The 17,906-nt window shown below is 63.4% G+C and carries 13 protein-coding genes; all 13 read left to right on the top strand.

Annotated elements, in window-relative coordinates; all coding sequences use genetic code 11:
• Positions 1-240 precede the first annotated feature (240 nt).
• The 13 genes from trxA (at position 241) to ACVOLL_RS08915 (ending at position 17,873) form a co-directional block, all read left to right on the top strand.
• On the top strand, positions 241-1,104 hold the full coding sequence (trxA, locus tag ACVOLL_RS08855) for a thioredoxin (RefSeq protein WP_481512564.1): 864 nt from the start codon (positions 241-243) through the stop codon (positions 1,102-1,104).
• 162 nt (positions 1,105-1,266) lie between these two features.
• Positions 1,267-2,919, top strand: a complete 1,653-nt coding sequence (locus tag ACVOLL_RS08860; protein WP_481512565.1) for a FecR family protein — start codon at positions 1,267-1,269, stop codon at positions 2,917-2,919.
• The gene (locus tag ACVOLL_RS08865; protein ID WP_481512566.1) at positions 2,916-4,559 is read left to right on the top strand and encodes a CHASE2 domain-containing protein; all 1,644 of its coding nucleotides are present in this window, start codon (positions 2,916-2,918) and stop codon (positions 4,557-4,559) included. The genes ACVOLL_RS08860 and ACVOLL_RS08865 overlap by 4 nt, the downstream gene beginning before the upstream one ends.
• 58 nt (positions 4,560-4,617) lie before the next feature.
• The gene (locus ACVOLL_RS08870) at positions 4,618-5,079 is read left to right on the top strand and encodes a DUF4442 domain-containing protein (RefSeq protein WP_481512567.1); all 462 of its coding nucleotides are present in this window, start codon (positions 4,618-4,620) and stop codon (positions 5,077-5,079) included.
• A 91-nt stretch (positions 5,080-5,170) separates the two neighbouring features.
• The gene (locus ACVOLL_RS08875) at positions 5,171-5,848 is read left to right on the top strand and encodes a DUF502 domain-containing protein (RefSeq protein ID WP_481512568.1); all 678 of its coding nucleotides are present in this window, start codon (positions 5,171-5,173) and stop codon (positions 5,846-5,848) included.
• A 146-nt stretch (positions 5,849-5,994) separates the two neighbouring features.
• Positions 5,995-7,896 (top strand): DUF885 domain-containing protein, encoded by a 1,902-nt coding sequence (locus ACVOLL_RS08880; protein ID WP_481512569.1) that lies wholly within the window; start codon positions 5,995-5,997, stop codon positions 7,894-7,896.
• A gap of 20 nt (positions 7,897-7,916) precedes the next feature.
• Positions 7,917-8,987 carry a serine hydrolase domain-containing protein gene (locus ACVOLL_RS08885; RefSeq protein ID WP_481512570.1) on the top strand — a complete coding sequence of 357 codons (1,071 nt, stop codon included), beginning with the start codon at positions 7,917-7,919 and terminating at the stop codon, positions 8,985-8,987.
• The gene (gene gloA2, locus ACVOLL_RS08890) at positions 8,984-9,379 is read left to right on the top strand and encodes an SMU1112c/YaeR family gloxylase I-like metalloprotein (protein WP_481512571.1); all 396 of its coding nucleotides are present in this window, start codon (positions 8,984-8,986) and stop codon (positions 9,377-9,379) included. The genes ACVOLL_RS08885 and gloA2 overlap by 4 nt, the downstream gene beginning before the upstream one ends.
• Positions 9,380-9,652: 273 nt before the next feature.
• A complete protein-coding gene (locus ACVOLL_RS08895; RefSeq protein WP_481512572.1) occupies positions 9,653-10,546 on the top strand; it encodes an ABC transporter ATP-binding protein in 894 nt (297 codons plus the stop codon).
• Between the two features lie 11 nt (positions 10,547-10,557).
• A complete protein-coding gene (locus ACVOLL_RS08900; RefSeq protein WP_481512573.1) occupies positions 10,558-14,139 on the top strand; it encodes an ABC transporter permease/M1 family aminopeptidase in 3,582 nt (1,193 codons plus the stop codon).
• A gap of 230 nt (positions 14,140-14,369) precedes the next feature.
• Positions 14,370-14,816 (top strand): DUF2147 domain-containing protein, encoded by a 447-nt coding sequence (locus ACVOLL_RS08905; protein WP_057627123.1) that lies wholly within the window; start codon positions 14,370-14,372, stop codon positions 14,814-14,816.
• Positions 14,817-15,034: 218 nt separating this feature from the next.
• Entirely contained in the window at positions 15,035-17,113 is a 2,079-nt protein-coding gene (metG, locus tag ACVOLL_RS08910; RefSeq protein ID WP_481512574.1) for a methionine--tRNA ligase, read from the top strand.
• A gap of 169 nt (positions 17,114-17,282) precedes the next feature.
• Complete coding sequence (locus tag ACVOLL_RS08915; RefSeq protein ID WP_481512575.1) at positions 17,283-17,873, top strand: HAD family hydrolase; 591 nt, start codon at positions 17,283-17,285, stop codon at positions 17,871-17,873.
• Positions 17,874-17,906: the final 33 nt, after the last annotated feature.

Raw genomic sequence — 17,906 nt, forward strand, 5'->3', positions numbered from 1 at the left:
CTCGGCTGGGGATGTAGTTGGGGGGCGTTTTTCTTCTTGTGCCCGGTCTATTGGTTTTTGTGGCCTCTTGTTTTCTCGCTGTCGGTTGGTGTGTCCGCCACTACGGCACTATCAGTGAAGCCTTGCGCCTACCGCCCTGCAGCCTGCCCACCTGTTGTTTATCTCACCAGACCCCACAGAGGTTGAGAACCCGCCCCGCCGTCGCCATAAAGGACATTCCTGACAGCAACGTAGCCAGCCATGAGCGATCTTCCCCACGTATTCGAGGCCACCACCGAAACCTTCGAAGCCGAAGTCCTGCAGAAATCCATGCAGACCCCGGTGCTGGTCGATTTCTGGGCCACCTGGTGCGGCCCGTGCAAAAGCTTGGGGCCGCTGCTGGAAAAGCTCGCCGGCGAATACAACGGTGCGTTCGAGCTGGCCAAGGTCGATGTGGACAAAGAACAACAGGTCGCTGCCGCCTTCCAGATCCGCTCGGTGCCCACCGTCTTCCTGATCAAGGACGGGCAGATCGTTGATGGATTCCCCGGCGCGATGCCCGAGGGCCAGCTGCGCGAGTTCCTGACCCAGCACGGTGTCATGCCTGCTGAACCGGCTGCTGCCGTCGAAGAAGACATCCAGGCGCTGCCGCTGGACCCACAGGCCGAAGTCGCCGCATTGCGCGAGGCCATTGCCGCTGAGCCGGACAAGGCCGAGCTCAAGCTCGATCTGGCCCTGGCACTGCTCAAAACCGGCGCAACCAGCGAGGCAGGACAGCTACTGGACGGCTTGCCGGCCAACCTCGCCACCGATGACCGCGCCATTCGCGGGCGCGCGCGCCTGGACTTTGCCGCCGCGTTGCAGGAAGCACCGGCTACCAATGTATTGGCGGCGCGCCTGCAGGCCGACGGCAATGACCTGGAAGCCCGCTACCTGCTCGGCATCCACCATCTATTGGCAGGCGAAGACGAAGCCGCGCTGGAGCAGTTCATCGAAATGCTGCGCATCGACCGCAGCTTCCGCGACAGCCTGCCCAAGAAAGCGCTGATCGACGCGTTCCGGGTGATCGAAGACGAAGACCTGGTGGGTCGCTACCGCCGGAAGATGTCTTCGCTACTGTTTTAACTTGATGCCAGACAGTTCAATTTGCGTGTCAATTGCACGAAAATTCACAGCTCATCGTGGATGATCCTGCCGTGGCCCTCGCCACGGCGCCCTGGATCGCACGACGATGAAGTTGCAAGCAGCACGATGTCAGCGTAACGGACACGCGTTTTTGGAGCCAAAGTGGCCGTGAGAAACATCGACGTTCGCCCATCCCTCCTGCGGTTGCTGGTAGCTGCGTTGTTGCTGTGCTGGACAACGCTGGCCACTGCACAAGACTGGAACTACCGCGCACGCCCCGGCGACACATTGTGGGACTTGGGCGCACGCTACCTGAAGGCCGATGTGCAGTGGCAACAGTTGCAGGCGCACAACAGGATCGCCGATCCGTACCGGCTCGCGCCCGGTCAGACCTTGCGCTTCCCTATTGCCTGGCTGCGGGTACAACCTGCACCAGCACGGGTGGTCGCGTCGCGCGGCCAGGCCCAGGTGAGCGATCCGGTCAACGGCACGCGCGCCGTGCAGGCCAACATGCTGCTACCGATCGGCAGCCAGTTGCAGACCGGCGACGATGCCAGCGTCACCCTCCGCTTTGCCGATGATTCACGCCTGCAGCTACGTGAGAACTCACTGTTGCAGCTGGACCAGCTCAGCAGCTATGGCGCCACCGGCATGGTGGATACCCGCATGCGCCTGCAGCGCGGACGCAGCAGCAACCAGGTAACGCCAGCGCGCGGGCCGGCATCGCGCTACATCATCACCGCGCCGACCGCGACCAGCAGCGTGCGCGGCACCTTGTTCCGGGTAAACGCCGGTGACGAGGACAGCCCGGCCGCCACCGAAGTCGTCGAGGGGCGTGTCCAGGTTGGAAATCGTGCCGGCCAGCGGGTGATCGGTGGCGGCCATGCAACCCTGGTCCGCGCAGCGGGCAGCGCGCCGACACAACCGCAACAACTGCTGCCGGCCCCGCAGCTGCTTGAATCACAATTACGGCTGCAGCCACTGCCGTTGCTGGCTGCCTGGCAACCGCTGAATGCCGCCAGAGGTTATCGGGTAGAGGTAGTGCTTGCGGCGACGCCGGACGTCGTCCTGTTCGCCCGAGAGCTGACAGAGCCGCAGATCCGCATCGAGAGCTTGCCGCCCGGCCAGCTGCGCCTGCTGGTCCGTGCCATCGACACCGATGGCGTCGAAGGCCTGGATGCCGAGCATGATTTCCTGGTGCCCGAAGGCCTTCCCGCACCCTTGACGCTGGCGCCGCTGCATGGGCAGACCGTGCATCAGCTGCAGCCCCGCTTCCAATGGGCCAAGGTTGCCGGCGCCACTGGCAGCGTGCTGCAGATCGCCGACGATCCGAACTTCCTGCAACCCTTGGTCGAACAACAGGCCAGTGGCCAGCAGTTGCGCATCCGCAGCCCACTACCGGCTGGGAGCTATTTCTGGCGACTGGCCTCAATTGATGGCGACAACAACCCGGGCCGCTACGGCCAGGCATTGCCGCTGCAACTCAGCGATGTGCCCGTTGCGACGCCACTGGACTCGGCAAGAGACCGCAAGGGCCTGCTGACCCTGCGCTGGCCGGCCGACAGCGCCGCCCAGCACTATCGCGTGCAGATCTCGCGCAAGGCAGACTTCTCCCGACTGCTGCTGGACGAACAAGTGGACACCCCCGAGATCGCTTTCAAGCAACCCTGGCGTGGCGGCACCCTGTATGTGCGCGTGCAGAGCATCGAAGACGATGGCTATGCCAGCACCTTCTCCACCCCTCAGCAGATCCAGCTGCGCTGCCGGCTCTGCTATGGCGTGGGCGCAGGCGTCTTGCTGCTGCTCGCCTTATGAGGCCACTACGGCCGCGCTGGCAGGTAAGGCTGCTGTTTGTACTCGGCTGCGTGCTGGTGGTTGGCTGGCTCAGCCATGCGCGGGTGTTCTGGCAACAGGATGTCGCCAGCTATGACCTGTTGGTGGGCAACTGGGAGTACCCGCCCGACCCCCGCTTGGCGATCATCGCCATCGACGACCGCAGCCTGCAGCAACTGGGCCAATGGCCGTGGCCACGCAGCGTTCATGCGCGGCTGCTGGATCGCCTGCACCAGGCGGGCGTGGAGCGTGTTGCACTGGACCTGATGCTCCCCGACGCCGATCGCAAGGACGCCAGCCAGGACAATGCCTTGGCGGCCGCGATCCGCCGCAATGGGCGGGTCGTGCTGCCGGTACTGGCCGCACCGGCCAGTGACGAAGCAGTACCTGAGGAGCTGCTACCGGTACCCGCCATTGCCAAAGCGGCAGCCAAGCTCGCACACACCGATATCGAAGTGGATGGTGACGGTGTTGCACGCGGTGTCTATCTCAAGGCCGGCATCGGCTCGCCACATTGGCCTGCGCTCGGTGCCGCGCTGGCCGGGATCAACGAGCCGTTACCGGGCATGGTCGATCCTGCGCCACGGAACGGCTCTCCTTATCAATGGCATCGCGATCACTACGTGCGACTGCGCTATGCCGGGCCACCCGGCAGCTTTCCGCAGATGTCCTATATCGACGTGCTTGAGGGCCGGATACCCAGCGACCTGCTGAAGGACCGCCTGGTCATTGTCGGCATGACCGCCAGCGGCATCGCCCCTCGCCTGCTCACCCCGACCTCGCGCGACAATTGGATGAGTGGCAGCGAGTATCAAGCCAACGTCGCTTCGATGCTGCTGGCGGGCAACGCAATACGCCCGCTGCCACCGCTGCTGCAAACTGCAATCACCATCGCGCTGGTGGCACTGGGCGCGCTGGGCATCACCTCTGCCATCCGCCAACGCTGGCTGCTGGGCGCACTGGCCATCCCCGCCCCTGTGTTGCTGAGCCTGGCTCTGTTGCATGGCGCCAACCTATGGTTCGCACCGGTTGCAGCGACCGCTGGCTTCATCGGCATGCTGTTGTTCTGGACGCTATGGCAGATGCGTTACTGGCGTCGCCAAGCCAACCGTGACCCCCTCACCGGCTTGGCCAACCGCATGCGCTTTGAAGAGACGCTGCGGCGGGAGACCGATGCCGCCCGCCGTAGTGGCCGCCCGCTGACCCTGCTGCTGATCGATGTGGATCACTTCAAGAGCTGCAACGACAGCCACGGGCACTACGTCGGCGATCGCCTGCTGCGTTACCTGGGCCGCACCATCGACGATATGGCGCGGCGTCCGCGCGACCTTGCCGCGCGCTTCGGTGGTGACGAATTCGCCCTGATCCTGCCCGACACCCCGCCGGCCGGCGCCGAGCAGTTGGTGCAGAGCTTGATCAGCCGCGTACGCCAACTCAGCATCCCGGTCGACAAGGCGCAGCACAGCAAGACCCGAACCACCGTCACCATCGGCGTGTGCAGCGTGCTGCCCGGCCCCGACGACGGCCCGGCACGCCTGTTCGAAGCCGCTGACACCGCCCTTTACCAAGCCAAGCAGGCCGGCCGCGATGGCTACCGGATCGCCCCGCCCTGGCCGCACTGAGCCTTTCCATACGCCTGCGAATGCTAGACTCCGGTTCCCCTGTCAGTCCGCATCCGCAATGAAAGCCAGCCTGTTCCGCCGCGGCATCAACCTGTGGCCTCCGTTCCTGTTCGCCGGCATCCACGTCACCGCCATCAGCGCCGACTACCGTTACGTGCGGGTCGAGCTGCGGCAGCGGCCTTGGAACGTGAACTACGTGCGCACCCATTTCGGCGGCAGCCTGTTCGCGATGACCGACCCGTTCTGGATGCTGTGCCTGCTGCAGAACATGGGCAGCCGCTACTTCGTCTGGGACAAGGCCGGCACCATCGAGTTCCTCAAGCCCGGCCGTGGTGTGGTGTGGACCGAATTCCGGCTGGACGACGCCACGCTGGAGGAGGTCAAGGCCGCCACCGCCAACGGCGACAAATACCTGCACTGGTTCGAGAACGATGTGCTCGACGCGCAAGGTGAAGTCATTGCGCGGGTGCGCAAACAGGTCTATGTGCGGCTCAAGCCCGAAGCACGCAGAACGGACTGAACTACGGCAGCAACACAGATTTCTCTGAACGCAGCCGTTCCAGCGTTCAGCGGCGCACATACGGATGACAGCCGAACGATACAATTCGCGGATGTCGCCAGAAGCCGTCTCCCCCGCCCCCCGCCCCTCCCTGCAACGTCTTTTCCTCACCGGCCTGCTGACCCTGCTGCCGATCTGGTTGACCTGGGTGGTCGTCAAATTCGTGTTCGTCCTGCTCTCGGGCATCAGCAGCCCGCTGATCGTGCCGCTTTCCGAGCGTATTGCCGCCTCGTTCCCGGATTATCTGGGCTGGATCAAGGTCGAATGGATGCAGGACATCACCGCCCTGCTGGCCACCTTGCTGGTGATCCTGCTGGTTGGCATCCTCAGCCGCCGGGTGATCGGCCAGCAACTGCTCCGCTGGTTTGGTGCGGTTATCCGCCGCATTCCGCTGGCCAGCATCATCTATGACAGCGCCAAGAAGCTGCTGGACATCCTGCAGACCAAGCCCGGCAGCACCCAACGCGTGGTGCTGATCGACTTCCCGCACCGGGACATGAAGTCCATCGGACTGGTCACCCGGGTACTCAAGGAACAGGGCACCGGCCGCGAACTGGCCGCCGTGTATGTACCCACCACCCCCAACCCGACCTCCGGCTATCTGGAAATCGTCCCGGTCGAGCTGCTCACGCCCACCGACTGGACCGTGGATCAGGCCATGAGCTTCATCATTTCCGGCGGCGCGGTCGCCCCGGACAGCGTGCCATTCACCCGTTCGGTCGACCGCTAAGCCTTATCCCATGCCTTGCGGCAGCCACCGCAGGGCATGGGGCACAACCAGAGCTGTATCGCCGGCACGTGTTCATCCGCGCCACGGCTGGTCGTCTCCGCTGATATCGGGCAAGCTCCCGGGTCGATGTATTTGCGGAACACCTGATGCCTTACAGCCCGTTGCGCCTGCTTGCGCTTGCCATTGCCACGATCATGACGCTGTCCGTTGCGGCCCCTGCCGACGCGGCCAAAAAGAAAAGCCAGCGCCAGGCAGCGCCTCAAAGCCGCGCCGCCAAGCCCAAGCCGCGCAGCACCCCGCGCCCGGCCCCGCGCCGACCGGCAGCGGTGCCACTGCCGATCAAGCAGGACAACGCGGCCAAGCTCAATCGCATCTATGACGAATACTGGGATGCCTCGATGCGGCTGAACCCGCTGCAGGCCACCTTCCAGGGCGATCCGCGCTACAACGACCAGCTACCCAACTTCCTGTCCTCGGCCTCGCGCCAGCAATCGCACGACTTCATGGTCGAGTGGCTGGGCAAGGTCCAAGCCGTCGGCGCCACCGGCCTGCAGGGCCAGGATCTGCTCAGCTACGAGATCTTCGTGCGCGACGCACAGGTCTCGCTGGCCGGCGAGCAGTACCCGACCTGGATGTTGCCGATCAACCAGTACTACAACCTGTCCAGCATCATTGCCGTGCTGGGCTCAGGTGCCGGCGCGCAGCCGTTCCGCACGGTCAAGGATTATGAGAACTGGTCCAAGCGCTCACTCGGCATTCCACCGTTGTTCGACCAGGCCATCGCCAACATGCGCGAAGGCAAGGCCGCTGGCGTGGTACAGCCCCGCGCATTGATGGAAAAAGTACTGCCGCAGCTGGATGCAGTGATCAAACCTACGGCAGAAGAAAGTCTGTTCTGGGGCCCGATCCGTAATATGCCGGCGGAATTTTCCGCCGAGGACAAGGCCAGGCTCACTGCCGAATACAAGCGCATGATCGAGAACCGGATCATGCCGGCCTACCGCTCGCTGCGCGGTTTCATCGCCACCGAATACATGGCCGCCGCACGTAGCACCGATGGCATGGCCGCGCTCCCCAATGGCCGCGCGTGGTATGCACACAACGTCGCCAGCAGCACCTCGCCGGCACGCACGCCGGCCGAGATCCACGCGCTGGGCGAACAGGAGGTCAAGGACCTGCAGGCGCGCATCGATGCAGTGATGAAGGAAGCCAAGATCCGCGGCTCGCAGCAGAAAGCCTTCACCGCGATGCGCAATGACCGCCAATTCGTGTTCCGCGACGCCAACGCCTTGTTGGCCCGCTATGCCGAGACCGGGCGTCGGGTTAGCGCAGTGGTACCGGCCCTGTTCAACGAGCAACCCAAGGCCAGCCTGGAAATCAAGGCCGTCGAAGCCGAGCGCGCCGCCACCTCCAGCGCCGCCAGCTACCAGCCGGGCAGTGCAGATGGCCAGCAGCCAGGCGTGCTCTACGTCAACACCAGCGACCTGCCCTCACGCAAGCGCTGGGCAGTGACCATGCAATACCTGCACGAAGCCATTCCCGGCCATCACTACCAGTTGGGTGCCCAGCAGGAACTGACCGCGTTGCCACGCTTCCGCCGCCTCGGTGGCGATGTTGCCTATGTCGAAGGCTGGGGCCTGTACGCCGAGTCGCTAGGCCAGGAACTGGGCCTGTACAACGACCCCTACGACCAGCTCGGCTATCTGCAGACCACCTTGCTGCGCACCGTGCGGCTGGTAGCCGACACCGGCCTCAATGCCGCCGGCTGGAGCCGCCAGCAGGCCACCGACTACATGGTCAAGAACGCCGATATTCCCGCCGCTGACGCCGCGTCGGAAGTCGAGCGCTTCATGGCCTTGCCCGGCCAGACCCTGGCCTACCGCGTAGGCGAGATCAAGATCCGCCTGCTGCGCGACAAGGCCAAAGCCGCGCTTGGCGATCGCTTCGACCCACGCGAGTTCCATCATGAAATCCTCAAGGACGGTTCCATGCCGCTGGAGATCCTTGAAGCCAAGATCGACCGTTGGATCGCCAGCAAGAAAACCTGATCACCTGCCAAGGAGCCGCCATGCCACGCTGGAAACCCCGACTCGCCCTGCTCTGCCTGTTCGCGTGCTCCAGCCTTGCATGTGCAGCCCCGTTGGCGCCGCCTGATGCGGGCATCGATGGCCTGATGCAACGCTATGACGGCCAGGTACCCGGCGCCTCGGTGCTGGTATTGAAAGATGGCCAGCCCGCGTTCCGCCGCAGCTACGGGCTGGCGGTACTGGAAGACGGCACTGCGGTTACTCCGGCCAGCAATTTCCGGCTGGCCTCGGTCAGCAAGCAGTTCACCGCCGCGGCAATCCTGCTGCTCGCCGAAGACGGCAAGCTGGGCATCGACGACCCACTGAAGAAGTGGCTGCCCAGCCTGCCGGCAGTCGCCGACACGATGACCCTGCGCCAGCTGCTCAGTCACACCAGCGGCCTGCTCGACTACGAAGACCTGATGGACCCGGTCGACACCCGTCAGGTCCATGACACCGACGTGCTGCAGCTGCTGCAGAAAGAGAACCGGACTTACTTCACGCCGGGCAGCGACTACCGCTACAGCAACAGCGGCTATGCCTTGCTGGCGCTGGTGGTTGGCAAGGCCTCGGGCAGCGACTTCGCCAGCTTCCTGCGCCAGCGCATCTTCCTGCCGCTGGGCATGAGCAACACCTACGCGCATCAGGACGGCGTCGATGAGGTGCCAAATCGCACCTATGGCAACAGCCTGATCGATGGTCGCTGGCAGCGCACCGACCAGAGCACCACCAGTGCCGTGCTCGGCGATGGCGGCATCTATTCTTCCATCGACGACCTGGCCAAGTGGGATGCAGCGTTGTACGACGAGCGCCTGTTGAAAGCGACGTCGCTGAAACTGGCCTTCAGCCCGGCAACGAAAACCAGCGAACCCGACGTGCCGTTCTATGGCTTCGGCTGGCGCATCAATGGGGATGCGCTATGGCATAGCGGCGAGAGCATCGGCTTCCGCAATGTGATCGTGCGTTATCCCAAGCAGAAGCTGACGGTGATCGTGTTGAGCAACCGCAACGAACCCGAACCCTATGCGCTGGCCATCGACATCGCACGGCGCTGGCTGGATGCCGCGCGGTGAGCCTGCTTGGCATCCATCATGTCGCGGTGATTGCAGCAGACTACGCACGTTCGCGTGACTTCTATGTGCGCATTCTCGGATTGGAAGTGATTGCCGAGAACTACCGCAGCGAGCGTGACTCCTGGAAGCTGGACCTGCGCCTGCCCGATGGCAGCCAGCTGGAACTGTTCTCCTTCCCGAATCCTCCCGCACGCCCCAGCCGGCCTGAAGCCTGTGGATTGCGCCACCTCGCATTCCGCGTTGCAGCACTGGATGAAGTGGTCGCCCATCTGCAGCACGAAGGCGTTGCCTGCGAACCAATCCGCGTGGACGAGTTCACCGGCCGCCGCTTCACCTTCTTCGCCGACCCCGACGATCTGCCGCTGGAACTCTACGAGACGCCAGCTCGGTAGTGCCGAGCCATGCTCGGCAGGGGCTTTCCCGGCAACACATCAGCGCCTCAGATTGTGGGAGCGGCGTAAGCCGCGAAGCCAAAGCAAGGTCAGAAGCAATAAAGCCAACCCCTCCCCAACCCTCCCCTTGGCCTTCGGCCAAAGGGAGGGCGCAAGATCAGGTCACATCCCGACCGTACCTACGTCCTTGGACCTAATGACTTCCGGCGCATTGCCCGGAGCCCGGCTGTAGCTGAATGTGACAGCCATCATCCAAGGAGAGGTTCGGTCCCCATGCTGCAGATCCGTGGCTTGTCGAAAACCTACGCCAATGGCGTACACGCACTGAAGAACGTCGATCTCGACATCCCTCGCGGCATGTTCGGCCTGCTCGGCCCCAATGGCGCCGGCAAGTCCTCGCTGATGCGCACCCTGGCCACCCTGCAGGAAGCCGACGCTGGCAGCGCCACGCTGACTACCGCTGATGGCGCCAGCATCGACATCCTGCGCGACAAGGACGCGCTGCGCCGCAAGCTCGGCTACCTGCCACAGGATTTCGGTGTGTATCCGAAGGTCAGCGCACTCGATCTGCTCGACCATTTCGCCGTACTCAAGGGCCTCACCGCGCGCAAGCAGCGCAAGGAAGTGGTCGAAGCGCTGCTGCAACAGGTCAACCTGTGGGATGCACGCAAGCGCAAACTCGGCACCTACTCCGGCGGCATGCGCCAGCGCTTCGGTATCGCCCAGGCATTGCTCGGCAACCCGCAGTTGGTGATCGTCGATGAACCTACCGCCGGCCTGGACCCGGAAGAGCGCAACCGCTTCCTCAACTTGCTGGCCGAGATCGGCGAGAACGTGGCGGTGATCCTGTCCACGCATATCGTCGAGGACGTTACCGACCTGTGCCCGACCATGGCCATCATGAACAAGGGCGAGGTGCTGCTGACCGGGCGCCCCACCGAGGCCATCAATGCCTTGCAGGCGCAGGTCTGGCGCAAGCAGGTGGCCAAAACCGCGCTGCCTGATTACGAAAGCCGCTTCACCGTGCTGTCGACGCGACTGGTTGGCGGCCACCCGGTAATCCACGTATTCGCCGACAACTGCCCTGAAGCAGGCTTCGAACCGGTCGCGCCGGGCCTCGAGGACGTCTACTTCCAGCGCCTGCGCCTGCAGGCGCAGGCCGCCTGACGGAGACGACCATGACTCTTGCATTCCTGCGCTTTGAGCTGCGTGAGCAGCTGCGCTCCCCGTTGTTGTGGCTGCTTGCAGCACTGTTCGCACTCCTCGCCTTCGGCGCTGCCTCCAGCGATGCCATCCAGATCGGTGGTGGCATCGGCAATGTGCACCGCAATGCACCGTCGGTTATTGCGTTTTTCCTGGCTGTATTTTCGATACTTGGTTTGTTGGTTGTAACGTTGTTCGTCAGCAACGCCCTGCTTCGCGATTTCGATCTGAATACAGACGAGTTGATCTTTTCAAGCCCCATCAAACGTCGTCATTATCTTCTCGGCCGCATAGGCGCGGCACTGCTTGCCAGCCTGATGATGTACGTGGTCATCGCCATCGGCACCTTCGTGGCACAGTTCATGCCATGGATCGATTCCGCCCGACTCGGCCCCGTGTCATTGCGACCGTATGTTTGGTCGTTCTGCATCATGCTGGTGCCAAACCTACTGTTCGCGACCTCATTGCTGTCACTACTAGCCGTAGTTACCCGCAGCATTCTCTGGGTTTACATTGGCGTCATAGCGTTCTTTGTCCTGTACTTCGTCAGCGGCAGCCTTCTGGCAGACGTCGACAACCGCCACATCGTTGCGCTGCTTGATCCGTTCGGCCTGCGCCCTCTAGGACTGGCGATGCGCTACTGGTCCGCAGAGGAGAGCAATACGGGCCTGCCCGCTTTCAGCGGGTATCTGTTGGAAAACCGTCTAATGTGGATGGGTATCACCGCCATCTTGTATGCCGCAACCTTCTTGCTGTTCCGCACCGAGCGCAGTGGCACCGGCCGCAAGCGCGGCGACAAGGCCGTAACCACGACCAGCTCCGTACGCAGGAGCACCAGTGTCGACGTTCCAAAGACGACACCTGCATTTACAACACGCACAGGCTGGCAGCAACTGCTGCGACAAGTTGCCTTCGATGCGAAAAGCACCTTCCGCAGCGTGCCATTCCTGGTACTACTAGCGTTGGCGATGGCCAACTTCGTCCCCAACGCCTTGCACCGCCGCACCATGTACGGCACACCCAGTTGGCCGGTGACGTCGCAGATGCTGGAAGCGCTGCAGGGAAGCTTCAGTTTCGTACTGATCTTCATCGTGCTGTTCTACGCCGGCGAGCTGGTCTGGCGTGAGCGGAGCGCGCGCATCGCCGGCATCAGCGATGCCATGCCGGTGCCGAACTGGGTGCCACTGCTGGGCAAATTCCTGACCCTGATCGCAGTGGTATTGGCGTTCCAAGCGGTCGGCGGAGTTACCGCCATCGCCATCCAGCTGAGCAAGGGTTACACCCAGATCGAGCCGCTGCTGTACTTCAAGACATTGGCGCTGGACTCGGGGGTCTACATCCTGATGGGCGGCATGGCCTTGGTGCTGCAGGTACTGAGCAACAACAAGTTCATGGGTTACGCGCTGCTGATCCTGTTGCTGATCGGGCAGTCGGTGCTGGGCATGCTCGACTACACCCAGAACCTGTACAACTTCGGCAGCTGGCCGAATGCGCCGTACTCGGACATGAATGGTTACGGTCACTTCCTGACCGGGCAGCTGGCCTTCCAGGGCTACTGGACGCTGTTCCTGCTGGTATTGCTGCTGCTGTGCGCCGCCCTGTGGGTGCGCGGCGTGGACTCGGGTTGGCGGCAACGCCTGCGCCTGGCCAAGCAGCGCCTGCGTGGCCCGCTGGGAGGCGGCCTGGCGGCGGCAGTGCTGGCCTTCATCGCCTGCGGCGGCTGGCTGTACTGGAATACCAACGTCCGCAACGAGTTTGTCTCGCCGGACCAGCTGCTGGACCGCCAGGCCCGCTACGAGCGCGACTATCGCAAGTACAAGGACCTGCCGCAGCCGCGCATCATCGCCATCGACAACAACGTCGACCTGCACCCGGAGACCCAGTCCGTGCGCATCGACGGCGTCTACCGCGTGCGCAATACCCATGCGACCGCCATCCCCGACATCCACGTCGCGATGGGCGATGACAAGACCCTGGCCAGCATCGAGATGGGCGGCGCCAAACTGACCACCCACGATGAGGAGCTGGGCTACCGCATCTATCACCTGGATGCACCGATGGCACCGGGCGAGGAACGCGATATCCGCTTCACTGTCGACATCCACCCCAACGGCATCACTTCCGACCAGGCACAGACCCAGATCGTCGACAACGGCAGCTTCTTCAACAGCCGTGTACTGCCGGCCTTTGGCTATGACAGCGGCGCGGAGATCAGCGACCGCAACGAACGCCGCAAGCGTGACCTCGGTGAACCCACGCGCATGCCCAAGCTGGAGGATGAAGCCGCGCGCTCCAATACCTACATCTCCAACGATGCCGACTGGCTGGATTTCCGCAGCACCGTCTGCACCGCACCGGACCAGATCGCGCTGGCACCGGGTTACCTGCAGAGGGAGTTCGAACGCGATGGCCGTCGCTGCTTCAGCTACGCCATGGACCGGCCGATGCTGAACTTCTACGCCTATCTGTCGGCACGCTGGCAGGTGAAAAAGGGCATGTACAAGAACATCCCTATCGAAATCTATTACGACGCCAAGCATCCGTACAACGTGGACCGGATGATCGAGGCGGTGCAGAAGTCACTCACCTACTACGAGGCAAACTTCAGCCCATATCAGCACAAGCAATTCCGTGTGATCGAGTTCCCCAGCTACACCGGCACCTTCGCCCAAGCGTTTGCCAATACGATCCCTTACTCGGAGTCGATAGGCTTCATCGCAGACCTGCGCGACAAGGACAGCGTCGACTATGTCTTCTATGTAACCGCGCACGAAGCCGCGCACCAATGGTGGGCCCATCAGGTCATCAGCGCCAACGTCCAAGGCGCAACGATGTTGACCGAATCACTATCGCAGTACTCTGCCCTGATGGTGATGGAGAAGGAATACGGACGCGGCCACATGCGCCAGTTCCTGAAGGATGAACTGGACAGATATCTATCTGGCCGCGGTGGCGAGGATGTCGAGGAACAACCGCTCTATCGCAACGAGAACCAGCAATACATCCACTACCAGAAGGGTTCGCTGGTGTTCTATCGCCTACGCGAGGAAATGGGTGAGGAAGCACTGAACCGCGCCCTGTCCCGCTTCATCCAGGCCAAGGCCTTCCAGCAACCGCCGTATACCACCTCGGCTGAGCTGCTGGAGTTCATCCGCGCCGAAGCCAAGCCCGAGCAGCAGGGTCTGATCACCGACCTGTTCGAGAAGATCAGCTTCTACGACAACCGCGTGGTCGAGGCCAACGCGAAGATGCGTGCGGACGGCCGCTACGACGTGACCCTGCAGCTGCACGCCGACAAGCGCTACGCCGACGGCATGGGCAAGGAGACCGCAGGCACGCTGGACGACTGGATCGAGGTTGGTGTGTTCGCCAAGGGTGCCTCCGGCAAGGAACGTGATGAGAAGGTGCTGTACCTGCAGCGCCACCACATCACCGCCGCTGCCCCGAGCATCACCGTTACCGTCGACCAGAAGCCCGATGAAGCCGGCTTCGACCCGTACAACAAGCTGATCGACCGGGTTTCGGCCGACAACCGCAAGCGGGTGACGGTGCAGTAGGCCAGATGCGAGCGACGCCCGGCTTAAGCCCCTCTCCCGCCTGCGGGAGAGGGGTTGGGGTGAGGGCTGCTTCTGAGGCATTACCGTGAAAGCCCCTGCCGAGCATGGCTCGGCACTACATGGCCGCAAAATCTGCTGCACTGCGGATTCCGTACGGGACCGAATGCGGTTACATTCGGCCCGTAACAGCGCCGCCGGCAGCTGACCAAACCCACCCTGGGAGGGGACACATGCGTACGACTTTCAAAACCCTGTTGCTGGCCCTGCCACTGCTGGCCGCCGGTTTCTCCGCCAGCGCCAGTGACAGCGCAGCGGGCCGCTGGCGCACCATCGATGACGAGACCGGCCGAGTGAAGTCCATCGTCGAGATCAGCCAGGCTGCCAACGGCACGCTCAGCGGCAAGGTGCTGCAGGTGTTGCAGTCCGAGCACGGCCCACACCCGCTCTGCAACAAATGTGAAGGCGCCAACAAGGGCAAGCCGATCGAAGGCATGACCATCCTCTGGAATGTCCGCCCGGACGGCGCCAACAAGTGGGCCAACGGCACCATCCTGGACCCGGCCAAGGGCAAGACCTACAGCTCCAAGGTCGCGCTGGTGGACAACGGCCGCAAGCTGGATGTGTCCGGCTGCATCGCCTTCATCTGCCGCACCCAAACCTGGCTGCGCGACCAGTAAGTCGCCTGAAGCCCCTCTCCCTCCGGGAGAGGGGTTGGGGTGAGGGTAAGGCGCAAACTTGCTATTCGTTCCGTCGGGTCGCCTTGGGGCCCGTACCCTCATCCGCCCCTGCGGGCCACCTTCTCCCGCAGGGAGAAGGGAATCAGCAACCCCGGCCTCCGGGGCTGCTTCTTTCCGGCCATGCGATAATCCCCGGTCCCCTGCCGCAAATCATCGCCATGACCCGCAACGCCCTAGTCACCAATGCCCTGCCTTACGCCAACGGCCCGCTGCACCTCGGCCACCTGGTGGGTTACATCCAAGCCGACATCTGGGTGCGTGCGCGGCGAATGATGGGTGAGAAGGTCTGGTATGTCTGCGCCGATGACACCCACGGCACGCCGATCATGCTGGCCGCGGAGAAGGCCGGGGTAACCCCCGAAGCCTTCATCGCCAACATCCAGGCCGGCCATGAGCGCGATTTCGCCGCCTTTGGCGTGGATTTTGACCACTACGACTCGACCAATTCGACCACCAACCGCGAGCTGACCGAAGCGCTGTACGCCAAACTCGACGCCGCCGGCCATATCAGCCGCCGCTCGGTGGCGCAGTTCTACGACCCGGCCAAGGGCATGTTCCTGCCCGACCGCTACATCAAGGGCACCTGCCCGAACTGCAAGTCACCCGACCAGTACGGCGACAACTGCGAAGTCTGTGGCGCTACCTATGGTCCGACCGACCTGATCGAGCCGAAGTCGGTGGTGTCCGGCGCTACCCCGGAAATGCGCGATTCGGAGCATTACTTCTTCGAAGTCGGCCGCTTCCAGGAGTTCCTGCGCGAGTGGCTGGCCGGCGACGTGGCCCTGCCGGGCGTGAAGGCCAAGCTGGCCGAGTGGCTGGATGCCGAGGGCGGCCTGCGCGCGTGGGACATCTCGCGTGACGCGCCTTACTTCGGTTTCGAGATTCCGGGCGCGCCAGGCAAGTACTTCTATGTGTGGCTGGACGCGCCGATCGGCTACCTGTCCAGCTTCAAGAACCTGTGTGCCAAGACCGGCGACGACTTCGATGCCGTACTCGCCGCAGATAGCAACACCGAGCTGCACCACTTCCTCGGCAAGGACATCGTCAACTTCCACGGCCTGTTCTGGCCGGCGGTGCTGAAGGGCAGCGGCCTGCGCACGCCGACCAAGCTGCACGTCAACGGCTACCTGACCGTGGACGGCGCCAAGATGAGCAAGTCGCGCGGCACCTTCATCATGGCCCGCACCTACCTGGATGCCGGCCTGGCACCGGAAGCGCTGCGCTATTACTTCGCCGCCAAGTCCTCCGGCGGCGTCGACGATCTGGATCTGAACCTGAGCGACTTCACCGCCCGCGTGAACGCCGATCTGGTTGGCAAGTTCGTCAACCTGGCCAGCCGCTGCGCCGGTTTCATCGCCAAGCGCTTCGACGGCAAGCTCGCCGACGTGCTGCCGGACCAGGCCCAGTACGATCGCTTCATCACCGCGCTGGCACCGATTCGCGAAGCCTACGAGCGTAACGATGCAGCCGCCGCCATCCGCCTGACCATGGCGCTGGCCGACGAAGCGAACAAGTACATCGATGACACCAAGCCGTGGGTCATCGCCAAGCAAGAGGGTGCCGACGCCGAATTGCAGGCGGTCTGCACCCAGGGCTTGAACCTGTTCCGCGTGCTGGTCACTGCCCTCAAGCCGGTGTTGCCGGCCACGGCACTGCAGGCCGAGAGCTTCCTCAACGCCCCGGTCCACGGCTGGGACGACATCACCACCCCGCTGACCGCACACAGCATCGCCACCTACGTGGCGCTGTTCACCCGTATCGACCCCAAGATGATTGACGCAATGACCGACGCTTCCAAGGACACCCTCACCGCCCAGCCTGCAGCAGAAGCCAAGCCGGCCAAGGCTGAAAAGCCCGCCAAGGTTGAAGTGAAGACCGAAGCCAAGGCCGACGGTGAAGCTTCCGCGTACATCGGCATCGATGATTTCGCCAAGCTCGACCTGCGTATCGGCAAGGTGCTGGAGTGCGGTTTCGTCGAAGGCTCGGACAAGCTGCTGCGCTTCCTGCTGGACGCCGGCGACCTCGGCCAGCGGCAGATCTTCTCCGGCATCCGCGGCAGCTATGCCGAGCCGGAAGCCCTGGTTGGCCGCAACGTGGTGTTCATCGCCAATCTGGCCCCGCGCAAAATGCGCTTCGGCCTGAGCGAGGGCATGATCCTGTCGGCTGGTTTCGACGGCGGCGCACTGGCGCTGCTGGATGCCGATGGCGGCGCATTGCCGGGCATGCCGGTTCGCTGAAGCGGGGAATCGGAAAGGGAGAATCGGGAGTAGTAGAAGCAGCAGCATGGCTTCATCACTTCCGAAGCTCCCCGGCCCGACCATGTTTGCAGAAGAACGAAAGCCGTAGCGATGAAGGGAATCACGACGCTGGCGATTCCCAACTCCCAACTACCCATTCCCGGCACTCATGCAACTCGCCCTCTTCGACTTCGACCACACCATTACCGTCTGTGACACCTACAGCCGGTTCCTGCGTCGTGTGGCCACGCCGGAGCAGCGCGCGCAGGGGTGGTGGCGGGTTGGGCCGTGGGTATTGGCGTATCGGCTGAAGCTGATCTCGGCCCAGCGCGTGCGTCGTCGTGTCACCGCCCAGGTCTTCACCGGCCGCCATGCCGGTGAAGTCAGCCAGATGGCACGCGACTATGCCCGCGAGCACCTGCCCGGCATGGTGCGCCCGGAGATGCTGGAGCAGATCCGGTGGCACAAGGCGCAGGGCCACACCGTGGCGGTCGTGTCCGGTTCGCTCGATCTGTACCTGCAGCACTGGTGCGAACAACAGGGCCTGCAGATGATCTGCAACCGGCTCGAAGTGCAGGACAACCGCTTCACCGGGCGCTACGCCGAGGGCGACTGCGGCGCGCGCAAGGTGACCTTGATCCGCCAGCGCTTCGACCTGGGCACTTATCAACGCATCCACGCCTATGGCGACAGCAGCGAAGACAAAGCCATGCTGGCACTGGCACACGAGCGCTGGTACCGCGGCAAATGCTTGACCTGAGCCCCACTCCCGCCAGGAGAGAGGTTGAGGTGA

The sequence above is a fragment of the Stenotrophomonas sp. STEN035 genome, assembly GCF_056759935.1.

What these genes read in the sequence shown, in the direction of transcription:
- trxA (WP_481512564.1), top strand. Translation starts at nt 241, where the DNA reads ATGAGCGATCTTCCCCACGTATTCGAGGCCACCACCGAAACCTTCGAA.
- ACVOLL_RS08865 (WP_481512566.1), top strand. Translation starts at nt 2,916, where the DNA reads ATGAGGCCACTACGGCCGCGCTGGCAGGTAAGGCTGCTGTTTGTACTC.
- ACVOLL_RS08870 (WP_481512567.1), top strand. Translation starts at nt 4,618, where the DNA reads ATGAAAGCCAGCCTGTTCCGCCGCGGCATCAACCTGTGGCCTCCGTTC.
- ACVOLL_RS08875 (WP_481512568.1), top strand. Translation starts at nt 5,171, where the DNA reads ATGTCGCCAGAAGCCGTCTCCCCCGCCCCCCGCCCCTCCCTGCAACGT.
- ACVOLL_RS08880 (WP_481512569.1), top strand. Translation starts at nt 5,995, where the DNA reads ATGCCTTACAGCCCGTTGCGCCTGCTTGCGCTTGCCATTGCCACGATC.
- ACVOLL_RS08885 (WP_481512570.1), top strand. Translation starts at nt 7,917, where the DNA reads ATGCCACGCTGGAAACCCCGACTCGCCCTGCTCTGCCTGTTCGCGTGC.
- ACVOLL_RS08895 (WP_481512572.1), top strand. Translation starts at nt 9,653, where the DNA reads ATGCTGCAGATCCGTGGCTTGTCGAAAACCTACGCCAATGGCGTACAC.
- ACVOLL_RS08900 (WP_481512573.1), top strand. Translation starts at nt 10,558, where the DNA reads ATGACTCTTGCATTCCTGCGCTTTGAGCTGCGTGAGCAGCTGCGCTCC.
- ACVOLL_RS08905 (WP_057627123.1), top strand. Translation starts at nt 14,370, where the DNA reads ATGCGTACGACTTTCAAAACCCTGTTGCTGGCCCTGCCACTGCTGGCC.
- metG (WP_481512574.1), top strand. Translation starts at nt 15,035, where the DNA reads ATGACCCGCAACGCCCTAGTCACCAATGCCCTGCCTTACGCCAACGGC.
- ACVOLL_RS08915 (WP_481512575.1), top strand. Translation starts at nt 17,283, where the DNA reads ATGCAACTCGCCCTCTTCGACTTCGACCACACCATTACCGTCTGTGAC.